Source organism: Shigella sp. FC1544, from assembly GCF_001722145.1.
Classification (GTDB): domain Bacteria; phylum Pseudomonadota; class Gammaproteobacteria; order Enterobacterales; family Enterobacteriaceae; genus Escherichia; species Escherichia coli.
In genome coordinates this window covers 1-14,620 of record NZ_MECT01000587.1, presented here as the reverse complement: position 1 = coordinate 14,620, position 14,620 = coordinate 1, and the positions used below count along the sequence as shown (strand labels likewise).

Below are 14,620 nucleotides of genomic sequence, written 5' to 3'. Positions count from 1 at the left end.
ACTGGCCGATAAACCGGGTCGGCGAACTGCTCCCCTGGCGCGTAGCACTGCCGACTGAATAACACATCCCCGTCAATACGGTTCTTGCTGCACGCTTACACTTAACTTTATGACATCATACTGCTTTTAGAAGTGAAAAATTAAAAGGGAGAGACTCCGCTCTCCCATTATTGGCTATTTTGCAGGGTTACTGCGTGGTACCGTCGGTTTTGGTATCGACATCATTATTGATGCCATCACCGGTTTGTACCTTTTTATTGATATCCGGACATCGACCATCTTTGCACATGGTGTTCTTGTGCTCTTCATCTTTGGTCATTCCGTCATTGTTCATTGAAGAACCATCCGAATGCAGCATTGTGCCGCCAGAACCGGTATTTACCCCGTTATTGTCGACGTTATTTGGCGCGACATTTTCACGGGCGTCAGGGGCTACCTGGCCCGCATCAGTTGCGGCGTTTGCCTGGCCGTTATTAGTTTGCGCTCCGCTATCGGCAGCCAGTGCGGCACCGCTGGCAAGGCTTAGAGTGGCAGTCAGAAATAATGTGGCCAGTTTTGTCATTTTCATAGGATGCTCCTGTTATGGTCGTTATGTCGGATAACCTCTTCCAACAGTGCATTTGCAGGTGAATATAAGGCATTGGTTTAAGATTTCAGCCAGTTTATGAAACGCAGCAGAGAATCTTGAAATAATTAACAAACAAAGGAGTTACAGTTAGAAATTGTAGGAGAGATCTCGTTTTTCGCGACAATCTGGCGTTTTTCTTGCTAATTCCAGGATTAATCCGTTCATAATGTAAAACCCCGTTTACACATTCTGACGGAAGATATAGATTGGAAGTATTGCATTCACTAAGATAAGTATGGCAACACTGGAACAGACATGAATTATCAGAACGACGATTTACGCATCAAAGAAATCAAAGAGTTACTTCCTCCTGTCGCATTGCTGGAAAAATTCCCCGCTACTGAAAATGCCGCGAATACGGTTGCCCATGCCCGAAAAGCGATCCATAAGATCCTGAAAGGTAATGATGATCGCCTGTTGGTGGTGATTGGCCCGTGCTCAATTCATGATCCTGTCGCGGCTAAAGAGTATGCCACTCGCTTGCTGGCGCTGCGTGAAGAGCTGAAAGATGAGCTGGAAATCGTAATGCGCGTCTATTTTGAAAAGCCGCGTACCACGGTGGGCTGGAAAGGGCTGATTAACGATCCGCATATGGATAACAGCTTCCAGATCAACGACGGTCTTCGTATAGCCCGTAAATTGCTGCTTGATATTAACGACAGCGGTCTGCCAGCGGCGGGTGAGTTTCTCGATATGATCACCCCACAATATCTCGCTGACCTGATGAGCTGGGGCGCAATTGGCGCACGTACCACCGAATCGCAGGTGCACCGCGAACTGGCATCAGGGCTTTCTTGTCCAGTCGGCTTCAAAAATGGCACCGACGGTACGATTAAAGTGGCTATCGATGCCATTAATGCCGCCGGTGCGCCGCACTGCTTCCTGTCCGTAACGAAATGGGGGCATTCGGCGATTGTGAATACCAGCGGTAACGGCGATTGCCATATCATTCTGCGCGGCGGTAAAGAGCCTAACTACAGCGCGAAGCACGTTGCTGAAGTGAAAGAAGGGCTGAACAAAGCAGGCCTGCCAGCACAGGTGATGATCGATTTCAGCCATGCTAACTCGTCCAAACAATTCAAAAAGCAGATGGATGTTTGTGCTGACGTTTGCCAGCAGATTGCCGGTGGCGAAAAGGCCATTATTGGCGTGATGGTGGAAAGCCATCTGGTGGAAGGCAATCAGAGCCTCGAGAGCGGGGAGCCGCTGGCCTACGGTAAGAGCATCACCGATGCCTGCATCGGCTGGGAAGATACCGATGCTCTGTTACGTCAACTGGCGAATGCAGTAAAAGCGCGTCGCGGGTAAGGTTTAATTGTCGGATGCGCCGTCAGAGTGGCGTATCCGATGAATCACCACAGGCCTGATAAGTCGCGCAGCGTCGCATCAGGCAATGTGCTCCATTGTTAGCAACAAAAAAGCCGACTCACTTGCAGTCGGCTTTCTCATTTTAAACGAATGACGTTTACTTCGCTTTACCCTGGTTTGCAACCGCCGCTGCTTTCGCTGCGATCTCGTCAGCATTACCCAGATAATAGCGTTTCAGCGGTTTGAAATTCTCGTCGAACTCATACACCAGCGGCACGCCAGTCGGGATATTCAGCTCAAGAATCTCTTCTTCGCTCATGTTATCAAGATATTTCACCAGCGCACGCAGGGAGTTACCGTGTGCGGCGATGATTACGCGCTCACCGCTCTTCATACGCGGTAGAATAGTTTCATTCCAGTAAGGGATCACGCGGTCAATGGTCAGCGCCAGGCTTTCCGTCAGCGGCAGTTCTTTCTCGCTCAGTTTCGCGTAACGCGGATCGTGACCCGGATAACGCTCATCATCTTTAGTCAGTTCCGGCGGAGTCACTGCAAAACCACGACGCCACTGTTTCACCTGCTCGTCGCCATACTTTTCAGCAGTTTCCGCTTTGTTCAGACCCTGCAACGCACCGTAGTGACGTTCGTTCAGTTTCCAGGATTTCTCAACGGGCAGCCATGCCTGATCCAGTTCGTCCAGCACATTCCACAGGGTATGGATAGCGCGTTTCAGCACAGAAGTGTAAGCAAAGTCAAAGCTGTAACCTTCCTCTTTCAGCAGCTTACCTGCTGCTTTTGCTTCGCTTACGCCTTTCTCAGACAGATCCACGTCGTACCAACCGGTGAAACGGTTTTCTTTGTTCCACTGACTTTCGCCATGACGAACCAGAACCAGCTTAGTTACAGCCATATACTTACTCCTCAAATCATCTTTTAATGATAATAATTCTCATTATATTGCCGCGACGAAGCAACAGCAATGCTTACGCATAACCATAGCGAAAATAGTGGCGCAGTGTAAGGTTGTTGTGAATATTGAGTTGCAAATATGTCGGTGTTTGCTGGTGATTTGAACAATATGAGATAAAGCCCTCATGACGAGGGCTTAACATTACTCAGCAATAAACTGATATTCCGTCAGGCTGGAATACTCTTCGCCAGGACGCAGGAAGCAGTCCGGTTGCGGCCATTCAGGGTGGTTCGGGCTGTCCGGCAGAAACTCGCTTTCCAACGCCAGCCCTTGCCAGTCGGCGTAAGGTTCTGTTCCCCGCGACGGTGTGCCGCCGAGGAAGTTGCCGGAGTAGAATTGCAGAGCCGGAGCGGTGGTGTAGACCTTCAGCTGCAATTTTTCATCTGCTGACCAGACATGCGCCGCCACTTTCTTGCCATCGCCTTTGGCCTGTAACAAGAATGCGTGATCGTAACCTTTCACTTTGCGCTGATCGTCGTCGGCAAGAAACTCACTGGCGATGATTTTGGCGCTGCGGAAATCAAAAGACGTTCCGGCGACAGATTTCAGGCCGTCGTGCGGAATGCCGCCTTCATCAACCGGCAGATATTCGTCCGCCAGAATCTGCAACTTGTGATTGCGCACGTCAGACTGCTCGCCGTCAAGATTGAAATAGACGTGATTAGTCATATTCACCGGGCAAGGTTTATCAACTGTGGCGCGATAAGTAATGGAGATACGGTTATCGTCGGTCAGACGATATTGCACCGTTGCGCCGAGATTACCCGGGAAGCCCTGATCGCCATCATCTGAACTCAGGGCAAACAGCACCTGACGATCGTTCTGGTTCACAATCTGCCAGCGACGTTTGTCGAACCCTTCCGGGCCGCCGTGCAGCTGGTTAACGCCCTGACTTGGCGAAAGGGTCACGGTTTCACCGTCAAAGGTATAACGGCTATTGGCGATGCGGTTGGCATAACGGCCAATAGAGGCCCCCAGAAACGCGGCCTGATCCTGATAGCATTCCGGGCTGGCACAGCCGAGCAGCGCCTCGCGGACGCTGCCATCGGAAAGCGGAATACGGGCTGAAAGTAAAGTCGCACCCCAGTCCATCAGCGTGACTACCATCCCTGCGTTGTTACGCAAAGTTAACAGTCGGTACGGCTGACCATCGGGTGCCAGTGCGGGAGTTTCGTTCAGCACTGTCCTGCTCCTTGTGATGGTTTACAAACGTAAAAAGTCTCTTTAATACCTGTTTTTGCTTCATATTGTTCAGCGACAGCTTGCTGTACGGCAGGCACCAGCTCTTCCGGGATCAACGCGACGATACAGCCGCCAAATCCGCCGCCGGTCATGCGTACGCCACCTTTGTCGCCAATCACAGCTTTGACGATTTCTACCAGAGTGTCAATTTGCGGCACGGTGATTTCGAAATCATCGCGCATAGAGGCATGAGACTCCGCCATCAACTCGCCCATACGTTTCAGGTCGCCCTGCTCCAGCGCGCTGGCAGCTTCAACGGTGCGGGCGTTTTCAGTCAGGATATGCCGCACGCGTTTCGCCACGATTGGGTCCAGCTCATGTGCAACAGCGTTGAACTCTTCAATGGTAACATCGCGCAGGGCTGGCTGCTGGAAGAAACGCGCACCGGTTTCGCACTGTTCACGACGGGTGTTGTATTCGCTGCCAACCAGGGTACGTTTGAAGTTACTGTTGATGATGACGACAGCCACACCTTTCGGCATGGAAACTGCTTTGGTCCCCAGTGAACGACAGTCAATCAGCAAGGCATGATCTTTCTTGCCGAGTGCGGAAATTAGCTGATCCATGATCCCGCAGTTACAGCCAACAAACTGGTTTTCTGCTTCCTGACCGTTAAGCGCGATTTGTGCGCCGTCCAGCGGCAGATGATAAAGCTGCTGCAATACGGTTCCGACCGCGACTTCCAGTGAAGCGGAAGAACTTAACCCGGCACCCTGCGGCACATTGCCGCTGATCACCATGTCCACACCGCCGAAGCTGTTGTTACGCAGTTGCAGATGTTTCACCACGCCACGAACGTAGTTCGCCCATTGATAGTTTTCATGCGCGACAATGGGCGCATTGAGGGAAAACTCGTCGAGCTGATTTTCATAATCGGCTGCCATCACGCGAACTTTACGGTCATCGCGTGGTGCACAGCTGATCACGGTTTGATAATCAATCGCGCAGGGCAGAACGAAACCGTCGTTGTAGTCCGTGTGTTCACCAATCAAATTCACGCGGCCAGGCGCCTGAATGGTGTGAGTGGCAGGGTAGCCAAATGCGTTGGCAAACAGAGATTGTGTTTTTTCTTTCAGACTCATTTCTTACACTCCGGATTCGCGAAAATGGATATCGCTGACTGCGCGCAAACGCTCTGCTGCCTGTTCTGCGGTCAGGTCTCGCTGGGTCTCTGCCAGCATTTCATAACCAACCATAAATTTACGTACGGTGGCGGAGCGCAGCAGAGGCGGATAAAAGTGCGCGTGCAGCTGCCAGTGTTGATTCTCTTCGCCATTAAATGGTGCGCCGTGCCAGCCCATAGAGTAGGGGAAGGAGCACTGGAAGAGGTTGTCATAACGACTGGTCAGCTTTTTCAACGCCAGCGCCAAATCGCTGCGCTGGGCGTCGGTCAAATCGGTGATCCGCAAAACGTGGGCTTTGGGCAGCAGTAGCGTTTCGAACGGCCAGGCAGCCCAGTAAGGCACAACGGCTAACCAGTGTTCGGTTTCGACAACGGTACGGCTACCGTCTGCCAGCTCGCGCTGAACATAATCCACCAGCATTGGTGATTTCTGTTCGGCAAAATATTCTTTTTGCAGGCGGTCTTCGCGCTCAGCTTCGTTAGGCAGGAAGCTATTTGCCCAAATCTGTCCGTGCGGATGCGGGTTAGAGCAGCCCATCGCCGCACCTTTGTTTTCAAAGACCTGCACCCACGGGTACGTTTTTCCCAGCTCTGCGGTTTGCTCCTGCCAGGTTTTGACGATTTCCGTCAATGCCGCAACGCTCAGTTCTGGCAACGTTTTACTGTGATCCGGTGAAAAGCAGATCACCCGGCTGGTACCGCGCGCGCTCTGGCAACGCATCAAAGGATCGTTGCTTTCTGGCGCATCTGGCGTGTCAGACATCAAGGCCGCAAAGTCATTAGTGAAAACGTAAGTCCCGGTGTAATCGTGGTTTTTATCGCCTGTCACCCGCACATTACCTGCGCAGAGGAAGCAATCTTGATCGTGCGCAGGTAACACCTGTTTGGCTGGCGTTTCCTGCGCCCCCTGCCAGGGGCGCTTAGCGCGGTGCGGTGAAACCAGAATCCATTGCCCGGTGAGCGGGTTGTAGCGGCGATGTGGATGATCAACGGGATTAAATTGCGTCATGGTCGTTCCTTAATCGGGATATCCCTGTGGATGGCGTGACTGCCAGTGCCAGGTGTCCTGCGCCATTTCATCGAGTGTGCGCGTTACGCGCCAGTTCAGTTCACGGTCGGCTTTGCTGGCGTCCGCCCAGTAGGCCGGAAGGTCGCCCTCGCGACGCGGTGCAAAATGATAGTTAACCGGTTTGCCGCAGGCTTTGCTGAAGGCATTAACCACGTCCAGCACGCTGCTGCCTATGCCAGCGCCGAGGTTGTAGATGTGTACGCCTGGCTTGTTCGCCAGTTTTTCCATCGCCACGACGTGACCGTCCGCCAGATCCATTACGTGGATGTAATCGCGTACGCCAGTACCATCTTCGGTCGGATAATCGTTACCAAAAATCGCCAGCGAGTCGCGACGGCCTACAGCAACCTGGGCGATGTATGGCATCAGGTTATTCGGAATGCCTTGCGGATCTTCGCCCATATCGCCCGACGGATGCGCGCCAACCGGGTTGAAGTAGCGCAGCAGGGCAATGCTCCAGTCCGGCTGGGCTTTTTGCAGATCGGTGAGGATCTGTTCCACCATCAGCTTGCTTTTGCCGTAAGGGCTTTGCGGTGTGCCGGTCGGGAAGCTTTCAACGTATGGAATTTTGGGCTGATCGCCATAAACGGTGGCGGAGGAGCTAAAAATAAAGTTTTTGACGTTAGCGGCGCGCATGGCGCTAATCAGGCGCAGAGTACCGTTGACATTGTTGTCGTAATATTCCAGCGGTTTTTGTACCGATTCGCCAACGGCTTTCAGCCCGGCGAAGTGGATCACGGTGTCGATAGCGTGATCGTGCAGGATCTCGGTCATCAACGCTTCGTTACGAATATCGCCTTCAACAAACGTTGGATGTTTGCCGCCTAAACGCTCGATAACAGGCAGTACGCTGCGCTTACTGTTACAGAGGTTATCAAGAATGATGACATCATGACCGTTTTGCAGTAATTGCACGCAGGTATGACTTCCAATGTAACCGCTACCACCGGTAACCAGAACTCTCATAATTCGCTCCATTAGGCTTATGGTATGAAATAACCATAGCATAACAAAGATGCGAAAAGTGTGACATGGAATAAATTAGTGGAATCGTTTACACAAGAATTTAGCCGTTTTTTATGCGCGATTAAGTGATTATAAAACAGAGGGTTTATGAATGATTGCGCTTTTTATCTGAAAAAAGAAGCGGTTTCATGCCTGCATGCGTCGAACCGTTGGCCGGAGAGGGCGCTTAGGCCGCCTCCGGCAAGGTCAGCACTACCGACTCAATATATTTTTGTCAGCACATAGCGATAGAGTCCACCGTCCGGCACGAACTCAAGGCGATGGGTAATACAGGCAGGCGCATCTTCAGCGTGGTGCGAAACAAACAACAATTGCGTTTCACCTTCGCTAATCAGCACATCAACAAAACGGCGGATAAGCTGGCGATTGAGCGGATCAAGCCCCTGTAGTGGTTCATCGAGAATAAGCAACGTCGGATGTTTCACCAGTGCGCGGACGATCAGCGCCAGATGCTGCTGTCCCCAGGAAAGACTATGGAACGGAGCGTCAGCCGTACGTTTATCAATGCCGAGAATATCCAGCCACTGCTGCACCAGTTTTTGCTGGCGATCCGAAACGGCCTGATAAATGCCAATCGAATCAAAATAGCCAGAAAGAATCACATTACGCACGGTAGTGCTGACCCGGTAATCCAGATGCAAACTACTGCTGACGTAACCGATATGCTTTTTGATATCCCAGATGGTTTCGCCGCTGCCGCGACGTCGTCCGAAAAGCGTCAAATCGTTGCTGTAACCTTGCGGATGATCGCCAGTAACCAGGCTTAATAACGTCGATTTTCCTGCACCATTTGGCCCGACAATTTGCCAGTGTTCACCTGGATTCACCTGCCAGCTAAGGTTATTAAGAATGGGGCGATCGTTATAAGAAACCACGCCATTGTTCAGCACAATGCGCGGTTCGTTGGCGGGTAAGGCGTGACGTGCTGAAGGTTCATCCGGCTCCGGCAGTTGCACACCTTCAAGCTGTTCACTATGTGCCAGTTGCGCGACGAGTGCTTGTTGGAGCAGTTCCTCTTTAGCGCCAGTTTCCGCTAACGTGCAATCCGCCAGCACGCCAGCAAACTGGACAAACTCCGGGATCTCATCGAAGCGATTGAGCACCAGTACCAGAGTAATACCGGACTGATGTAACGAGACGAGTCGCTCAGCCAGCTGCTGACGTGAGGCAACATCCAGGCCATCGAACGGCTCATCAAGAATCAACAAGTCAGGCTCCGACATCAGCGCCTGACACAGCAGGGTTTTTCGCGTCTCGCCAGTGGAAAGGTATTTAAAGCGTCGGTCGAGGAGGGCGGTAATACCGAACTGCTGCGCCAGTTGCATGCAACGCGGTGCATCCTTTACTTCATCCTGAATGATCTCAGCCGTAGTGCGTCCGGTGTCATCTTCGCCAGGGCCGAGCATATCGGTGTTATTCCGCTGCCATTCGTCGCTGACGAGTTTTTGCAATTGCTCGAAGGAGAGACGAGTGATGTGGGAAAACTGGCTTTGCCGTTCACCTTTCAAAAGCGGAAGTTCCCCCGCCAGCGCGCGGGCCAGGGCCGATTTCCCGCTTCCATTCGAACCGACAAACGCCCAACTATCACCCGCGTTTAACGTTAGCTGAGGCAATTGCAGCGTTTTTGTGTCGCTAAGACGAAACGTGCCTTGCAAAATTTGCAACGATGACATTTTATATCCCATTTTGTGCAGCGATTACTGACAGGGATACGTGTTTCATAACAAATTGTCAACACGCTTAGCACAGCGTGGCGATAATCACGCTGTCAGCATTAAAGTAGGCCGTGACATTCTGCCCTTGCTGAAGAGAAGTCGCTTCATTTACCGGCACTGTGGCGCACAGTGTTTGCCCGTCGGGTAGCGCCATTAATACTTCGCACTGCTCTGCGCCGCGCTCAATATGACTAATAATACCCGGTAATTGGTTGTTGGCGTTTTGTGCGACCGCTTCGTCCTGAGTAATGCCTACCCACGGCGCTTTTAGCAATATCAACACTTCTTTGCCTTCATCCAGCCCCAGACGTGCGCCGCTTTGTGCGGTAATTGCGACTTTCAGGCGTGTTTTTCCGTCAGCCAGTAAGACATCAACATGCTGTTGAACGTCATCATGATCGCGGGCGGTGATGGTACCGAACCACTGGTTACGGGCGCTGGTTTGCAGTGAAAAACGTGAGATCGCGGCCAGCAGGCTGTTCAGCGGCAGGGCGTCATCGTCACTTAACACATCAAAGGCTTTTTGCTGGATTTGCGCCAGTAAGTCATAGAGCTGAATCAGTCGCTGACCATAGCGGGTCAGTACTGCGCCGCCGCCACCTTTACCGCCTGTTGCGCGCTCAACCAGAATATGCTCGCTTAACTGATTCATCTCGTTAATGGCATCCCAGGCGCTTTTATAGCTGATACCGGCATCTTTCGCTCCCTGGCTAATGGAACCGGAAAGCGCAATGTGTTTTAGTAGCGAAATCCGGCGCGGGTCGGCGAATAATTTTTGTTGGAGCTTAAGGGTGAGAAGGATTTCGGCCTGCATAACAATGTCCTGGCAAAAGTCTTATTGTGACGGAAAACGAACGCCACGCAAAGCTGACCGCACAAAAGGGGAGTGCTTTTCTGTGCTTAGCGGTTAGAATAGTCTCATGACTATATCTGGAGTTGACCATGTTAGAGTTATTAAAAAGTCTGGTATTCGCCGTAATCATGGTACCTGTCGTGATGGCCATCATCCTGGGTCTGATTTACGGTCTTGGTGAAGTATTCAACATCTTTTCTGGTGTTGGTAAAAAAGACCAGCCCGGACAAAATCATTGATTCCCTGAATGCCCACTTAGTCGGGCATTTCTTTTTCTCAACTTCCTGCTTTTCCAGCCGATATTTTTTCTTATCTACCTCACAAAGGTTAGCAATAACTGCTGGGAAAATTCTGAGCTAGCCGTTATATTGTCACCTATATAACGTTACATTAAGGGGTTACCAATGGCTCGTAAATGGTTGAACTTGTTTGCCGGGGCGGCACTCTCTTTCGCTGTTGCTGGCAATACACTGGCAGATGAAGGGAAAATCACGGTGTTCGCCGCCGCATCACTGACTAACGCAATGCAGGACATTGCTACGCAGTATAAAAAAGAAAAAGGCGTGGATGTGGTTTCTTCTTTCGCTTCGTCATCTACTCTGGCCCGTCAGATTGAAGCGGGAGCGCCTGCGGATCTGTTTATCTCTGCCGATCAGAAATGGATGGATTATGCGGTTGATAAAAAAGCGATCGATACGGCTTCGCGCCAGACACTGCTCGGCAATAGCCTGGTCGTTGTAGCACCGAAAGCCAGCGAGCAGAAAGATTTCATCATCGACAGCACAACTAACTGGACTTCGCTGCTGAATGGCGGTCGCCTCGCGGTTGCCATCCGGAACATGTCCCTGCTGGCATTTATGCAAAAGAAGCACTGCAAAAACTGGGCGCATGGGATACGCTCTCCCCGAAATTGGCTCCGGCGGAAGATGTTCGTGGCGCGCTGGCGTTGGTCGAACGCAATGAAGCGCCGTTGGGCATTGTTTACGGTTCTGACGCAGTTGTCAGCAAAGGGGTAAAAGTGGTTGCCACCTTCCCGGAAGATTCACATAAAAAAGTGGAATATCCGGTTGCTGTTGTGGAAGGGCATAACAATGCGACAGTGAAAGCATTTTATGATTATCTGAAGGGACCGCAGGCAGCGGAAATCTTTAAACGTTACGGATTTACAACCAAGTAATGATACTGACCGATCCAGAATGGCAGGCAGTTTTATTAAGCCTGAAAGTTTCTTCCCTGGCTGTGCTGTTTAGCCTGCCGTTTGGGATCTTTTTTGCCTGGTTACTGGTGCGTTGCACGTTTCCGGGCAAAGCTCTGCTCGACAGCGTACTGCATCTACCGCTGGTGTTACCGCCCGTGGTCGTCGGTTACTTATTATTAGTTTCGATGGGACGGCGCGGATTTATCGGTGAACGTCTGTATGACTGGTTTGGTATTACCTTCGCCTTTAGCTGGCGCGGCGCGGTTCTCGCTGCCGCCGTCATGTCGTTTCCGCTGATGGTGCGGGCAATTCGTCTGGCGCTGGAAGGGGTTGATGTCAAACTCGAACAGGCCGCAAGAACACTAGGTGCCGGGCGCTGGCGCGTTTTCTTTACTATCACGTTACCGCTGACCTTACCGGGAATTATTGTTGGTACGGTACTGGCTTTTGCTCGTTCTCTCGGTGAGTTTGGTGCAACCATCACCTTTGTGTCGAACATTCCTGGCGAAACGCGAACCATTCCCTCTGCCATGTATACCCTGATCCAGACCCCCGGCGGGGAAAGTGGCGCGGCGAGACTGTGCATTATTTCTATTGCGCTGGCGATGATCTCCCTGTTGATTTCAGAATGGCTGGCCAGAATCAGCCGTGAACGGGCGGGGCGCTAATCATGCTGGAACTGAATTTTTCCCAGACGTTGGGCAACCATTGCCTGACTATTAATGAAACGCTGCCCGCCAATGGCATCACTGCTATCTTTGGCGTCTCCGGTGCCGGAAAAACTTCGCTGATTAACGCCATCAGTGGACTGACGCGCCCGCAAAAAGGGAGGATTGTCCTCAATGGTCGGGTACTAAATGATGCCGAAAAAGGTATCTGCCTGACGCCAGAAAAGCGTCGCGTTGGCTATGTTTTTCAGGATGCGCGGCTGTTTCCGCATTACAAAGTGCGTGGCAATCTGCGCTACGGCATGGCGAAAAGCATGGTCGATCAGTTCGATAAGCTGGTGGCGCTTTTAGGCATTGAACCGTTGCTTGACCGTTTACCAGGCAGCCTGTCCGGAGGCGAAAAACAGCGCGTAGCGATTGGGCGGGCTTTGCTGACGGCACCAGAATTGCTGTTGCTGGATGAACCGCTGGCGTCACTGGATATTCCGCGTAAACGCGAACTGTTGCCTTATCTGCAACGTCTGACGCGGGAAATCAACATCCCGATGTTGTATGTCAGCCATTCGCTGGATGAGATCCTCCATCTGGCAGACAGAGTGATGGTACTGGAAAACGGTCAGGTGAAAGCCTTTGGCGCACTGGAAGAAGTCTGGGGTAGTAGCGTGATGAATCCGTGGCTGCCGAAAGAGCAACAAAGTAGCATTATGAAAGTGACGGTGCTTGAGCATCATCCGCATTACGCGATGACCGCGCTGGCGCTGGGCGATCAGCATTTGTGGGTCAATAAGCTGGACGAACCGCTGCAAGCTGCGCTACGTATCCGCATTCAGGCTTCCGATGTTTCTCTGGTTTTACAACCGCCGCAGCAAACCAGCATTCGTAACGTATTGCGGGCAAAAGTTGTTAATAGTTATGAGGACAACGGTCAGGAGGAAGTGGAGCTGGAAGTCGGCGGTAAAACGCTGTGGGCGCGTATCAGCCCGTGGGCCAGGGATGAACTGGCGATCAAACCAGGCCTGTGGCTGTACGCGCAAATTAAAAGTGTGTCGATAACCGCCTGATTAAATCAGGTGGCTATAAATGAACTGGGCAATGCTGTCGGTGGTGTTATCACCAATCACAATGTTGGCGCGCGCTTTTACCGCGTCATCGGCGTTGCCCATCGCCACGCCTGTACCAGCGGCCTCCAGCATACTGATATCATTAAAGTTATCGCCGAACGCCACGACGTTTTCCATCGACCAGCCTTGCGCCTCAACCCATTTCGTCAAACGTTTACCTTTGCTGTTGCCGCCGCGTGCAATATCAACCTGATCGTGCCAGGACCATTCACACTCCAGTCCCAGTTCATGTTCGACATGCTTACCAAAATGCTGCAATTGCGGCATGTCATCGTGCGTCAGGGCGAACTTCCATACGGCGTTAACTTGTTGCGCCGTTTCAGCCAGAGAAGCGACTTGTGTGAAAGTCGGACGCTGTTCCGGCGGCAGGGTTTGCGCCCAGTTAGACGTGCGAATGACATGCCCGGTCGGGTGCTCATAGACCATTGCATCATCCACATACATCAGACCGTGAATGTGGTGTTCATTCAGCATCTCAATGAGTTGCAGGGCTTTATTAACGGGCATTGGGTCCGCTTCCAGCACGGTTTTTGCATGATAATCATACAAATAGGTGCCATTACAGCAAATAGCAGGTGTATCCAGCGCCAGCGCCTGATAAAAAGGATGAATAGCGACGTGATGGCGACCTGTGACGATGATTAATTGATAGCCTGCTTCGCGAGCGCGGGCCAGGGCTTCTATCGATGAAGGAAGCAGGGTCTTTTTCGGGGTCAATAAGGTGCCGTCAAAGTCGAGAGCAATCACGCGTGTGGTCATGGCGTATTCCAGATTAAGGTTAAGAATTTTCGTCTGCGCGAATGGTACACCGATACCACTATCGGACAAAATTCTGCGTTTTAATTCAGCATTCACCGCCAAAAGCGACTAATTTTAGCTGTTACAGTCAGTTGCTAAATGCAAAGGAGCATTCATGAAGCAAATGCCTCTTAGGAATTAATCCTTTATAATCAATTAATTACAAGTAGTGTTTCGAAATCATTCGAAATTAATTCTAAATGTCTTTCCATTCCCTCCCTCGTCCGTCACGGTATTTATCCGTCATGCTGGATGAACGATGTCCAAGGAGCGCCTGAGTGAAATCACTGCCTTTTTCTGCTGAGTGCAGGCGACCGGATAAACTTCGGATTTCATGAAATGGCGGTGGGTCACCTTCCCATTTCAATCCGGATGTGTCTCGGGCAATCCTGAACTGTGCTGCGATTGTCCTGGCTGTCTTCCCTCCGAGTAACTTTTCGTTTTTACCGTTTATTTTTTTCAAGTTATCCAGTACATCGGTAAGTGTTAAATTCAATCTGGAAATCGTGGTGGGGAGAGTAATGCGAATTTTTGCCCCTGTTTTTTGTTGTTCCACGTATAGCCTGCCATCTCTTATATCCTCCCATCTCATAGCCGCCAGATCTCCTTCGCGCTGTCCTGTTACCAGTGCAAGATCCATGCAAAGGCCGAACCATTCGTTCTGGACGTCTGCTATTTTCCTGATTAACAGATACTCGTCAATTAACAGTCGACTGCGCTTCACTTCAGTTCTGAATGGCCTGGTTGCAGAAGCTGGATCTTCTTCGGCAAGACCAGAAGCTATAGCTGTTTTAAAAATGTCTGTGAAGTGGTCAACAAAAACTGGCCACCGAGTTAGAGTTTTTCCAGTATCGATTTTCCGATTCGTTTGGGGGTAACCCACCGTTATATTCGTGCGGTC

At 51.3% G+C, this 14,620-nt stretch carries 14 protein-coding genes and 1 pseudogene; 5 read left to right on the top strand and 10 right to left on the bottom strand.

What is annotated here, in order from left to right; translation table 11 throughout:
* Window positions 1-187 precede the first annotated feature (187 nt).
* Window positions 188-568: a YbgS-like family protein gene (locus tag BGK49_RS24110; RefSeq protein ID WP_000784361.1), complete on the bottom strand. Its 381-nt coding sequence runs from the start codon at window positions 566-568 to the stop codon at window positions 188-190.
* 315 nt (window positions 569-883) lie between these two features.
* On the opposite strand from BGK49_RS24110, the gene aroG reads away from it, so the two are divergent.
* On the top strand, window positions 884-1,936 hold the full coding sequence (gene aroG / locus BGK49_RS24100; RefSeq protein WP_001109196.1) for a 3-deoxy-7-phosphoheptulonate synthase AroG: 1,053 nt from the start codon (window positions 884-886) through the stop codon (window positions 1,934-1,936).
* 157 nt (window positions 1,937-2,093) lie between these two features.
* On the opposite strand, the gene gpmA is transcribed toward aroG, so the two are convergent.
* The 7 genes from gpmA to modE form a co-directional block, all read right to left on the bottom strand.
* Window positions 2,094-2,846 carry a 2,3-diphosphoglycerate-dependent phosphoglycerate mutase gene (gene gpmA, locus BGK49_RS24095; RefSeq protein ID WP_001295305.1) on the bottom strand — a complete coding sequence of 251 codons (753 nt, stop codon included), beginning with the start codon at window positions 2,844-2,846 and terminating at the stop codon, window positions 2,094-2,096.
* 201 nt (window positions 2,847-3,047) lie between these two features.
* Entirely contained in the window at window positions 3,048-4,088 is a 1,041-nt protein-coding gene (gene galM, locus BGK49_RS24090; protein ID WP_000931389.1) for a galactose-1-epimerase, read from the bottom strand.
* On the bottom strand, window positions 4,082-5,230 hold the full coding sequence (gene galK / locus BGK49_RS24085) for a galactokinase (RefSeq protein WP_000053437.1): 1,149 nt from the start codon (window positions 5,228-5,230) through the stop codon (window positions 4,082-4,084). The genes galM and galK overlap by 7 nt, the downstream gene beginning before the upstream one ends.
* Before the next feature lie 3 nt (window positions 5,231-5,233).
* Window positions 5,234-6,280 carry a galactose-1-phosphate uridylyltransferase gene (galT, locus tag BGK49_RS24080; protein WP_000191538.1) on the bottom strand — a complete coding sequence of 349 codons (1,047 nt, stop codon included), beginning with the start codon at window positions 6,278-6,280 and terminating at the stop codon, window positions 5,234-5,236.
* A 9-nt stretch (window positions 6,281-6,289) separates the two neighbouring features.
* Window positions 6,290-7,306 carry a UDP-glucose 4-epimerase GalE gene (gene galE / locus BGK49_RS24075; protein ID WP_001265437.1) on the bottom strand — a complete coding sequence of 339 codons (1,017 nt, stop codon included), beginning with the start codon at window positions 7,304-7,306 and terminating at the stop codon, window positions 6,290-6,292.
* Window positions 7,307-7,566: 260 nt separating this feature from the next.
* Window positions 7,567-9,039 carry a molybdate ABC transporter ATP-binding protein ModF gene (modF, locus tag BGK49_RS24070; protein ID WP_000096885.1) on the bottom strand — a complete coding sequence of 491 codons (1,473 nt, stop codon included), beginning with the start codon at window positions 9,037-9,039 and terminating at the stop codon, window positions 7,567-7,569.
* Between the two features lie 67 nt (window positions 9,040-9,106).
* Window positions 9,107-9,895, bottom strand: coding sequence for a molybdenum-dependent transcriptional regulator (gene modE / locus BGK49_RS24065; RefSeq protein WP_001147440.1), 789 nt, complete (start codon window positions 9,893-9,895; stop codon window positions 9,107-9,109).
* A gap of 128 nt (window positions 9,896-10,023) precedes the next feature.
* Between modE and acrZ the strand changes: the two genes are divergently transcribed.
* The 4 genes and pseudogenes from acrZ to modC all read left to right on the top strand — a co-directional run bounded on the left by acrZ (window position 10,024) and on the right by modC (window position 12,861).
* Complete coding sequence (acrZ, locus tag BGK49_RS24060; protein WP_000891515.1) at window positions 10,024-10,173, top strand: multidrug efflux pump accessory protein AcrZ; 150 nt, start codon at window positions 10,024-10,026, stop codon at window positions 10,171-10,173.
* Between the two features lie 165 nt (window positions 10,174-10,338).
* A pseudogene (modA, locus tag BGK49_RS24055) lies at window positions 10,339-11,111 on the top strand (molybdate ABC transporter substrate-binding protein).
* Window positions 11,111-11,800, top strand: a complete 690-nt coding sequence (modB, locus tag BGK49_RS24050) for a molybdate ABC transporter permease subunit (RefSeq protein ID WP_000604034.1) — start codon at window positions 11,111-11,113, stop codon at window positions 11,798-11,800. Before modA ends, modB begins: the two are co-directional and overlap by 1 nt.
* A gap of 2 nt (window positions 11,801-11,802) precedes the next feature.
* Window positions 11,803-12,861, top strand: a complete 1,059-nt coding sequence (gene modC, locus BGK49_RS24045) for a molybdenum ABC transporter ATP-binding protein ModC (RefSeq protein WP_069375839.1) — start codon at window positions 11,803-11,805, stop codon at window positions 12,859-12,861.
* Here modC and ybhA read toward each other — a convergent pair whose 3' ends face one another.
* Together ybhA and BGK49_RS30010 are read right to left on the bottom strand one after the other, a co-directional pair.
* Window positions 12,862-13,680: a bifunctional pyridoxal phosphate/fructose-1,6-bisphosphate phosphatase gene (ybhA, locus tag BGK49_RS24040; protein ID WP_005040312.1), complete on the bottom strand. Its 819-nt coding sequence runs from the start codon at window positions 13,678-13,680 to the stop codon at window positions 12,862-12,864.
* Between the two features lie 235 nt (window positions 13,681-13,915).
* Complete coding sequence (locus BGK49_RS30010) at window positions 13,916-14,443, bottom strand: tyrosine-type recombinase/integrase (RefSeq protein ID WP_000830962.1); 528 nt, start codon at window positions 14,441-14,443, stop codon at window positions 13,916-13,918.
* Between the last annotated feature and the right edge of the window lie 177 nt (window positions 14,444-14,620).

Excerpts from the sequence above, each read along its gene's own strand:
- galT (WP_000191538.1), bottom strand. The coding sequence starts at position 6,280 with ATGACGCAATTTAATCCCGTTGATCATCCACATCGCCGCTACAACCCG.
- ybhA (WP_005040312.1), bottom strand. The coding sequence starts at position 13,680 with ATGACCACACGCGTGATTGCTCTCGACTTTGACGGCACCTTATTGACC.
- modB (WP_000604034.1), top strand. The coding sequence starts at position 11,111 with ATGATACTGACCGATCCAGAATGGCAGGCAGTTTTATTAAGCCTGAAA.
- modC (WP_069375839.1), top strand. The coding sequence starts at position 11,803 with ATGCTGGAACTGAATTTTTCCCAGACGTTGGGCAACCATTGCCTGACT.
- aroG (WP_001109196.1), top strand. The coding sequence starts at position 884 with ATGAATTATCAGAACGACGATTTACGCATCAAAGAAATCAAAGAGTTA.
- acrZ (WP_000891515.1), top strand. The coding sequence starts at position 10,024 with ATGTTAGAGTTATTAAAAAGTCTGGTATTCGCCGTAATCATGGTACCT.
- modF (WP_000096885.1), bottom strand. The coding sequence starts at position 9,039 with ATGTCATCGTTGCAAATTTTGCAAGGCACGTTTCGTCTTAGCGACACA.
- modE (WP_001147440.1), bottom strand. The coding sequence starts at position 9,895 with ATGCAGGCCGAAATCCTTCTCACCCTTAAGCTCCAACAAAAATTATTC.
- galK (WP_000053437.1), bottom strand. The coding sequence starts at position 5,230 with ATGAGTCTGAAAGAAAAAACACAATCTCTGTTTGCCAACGCATTTGGC.
- galE (WP_001265437.1), bottom strand. The coding sequence starts at position 7,306 with ATGAGAGTTCTGGTTACCGGTGGTAGCGGTTACATTGGAAGTCATACC.
- BGK49_RS24110 (WP_000784361.1), bottom strand. The coding sequence starts at position 568 with ATGAAAATGACAAAACTGGCCACATTATTTCTGACTGCCACTCTAAGC.
- gpmA (WP_001295305.1), bottom strand. The coding sequence starts at position 2,846 with ATGGCTGTAACTAAGCTGGTTCTGGTTCGTCATGGCGAAAGTCAGTGG.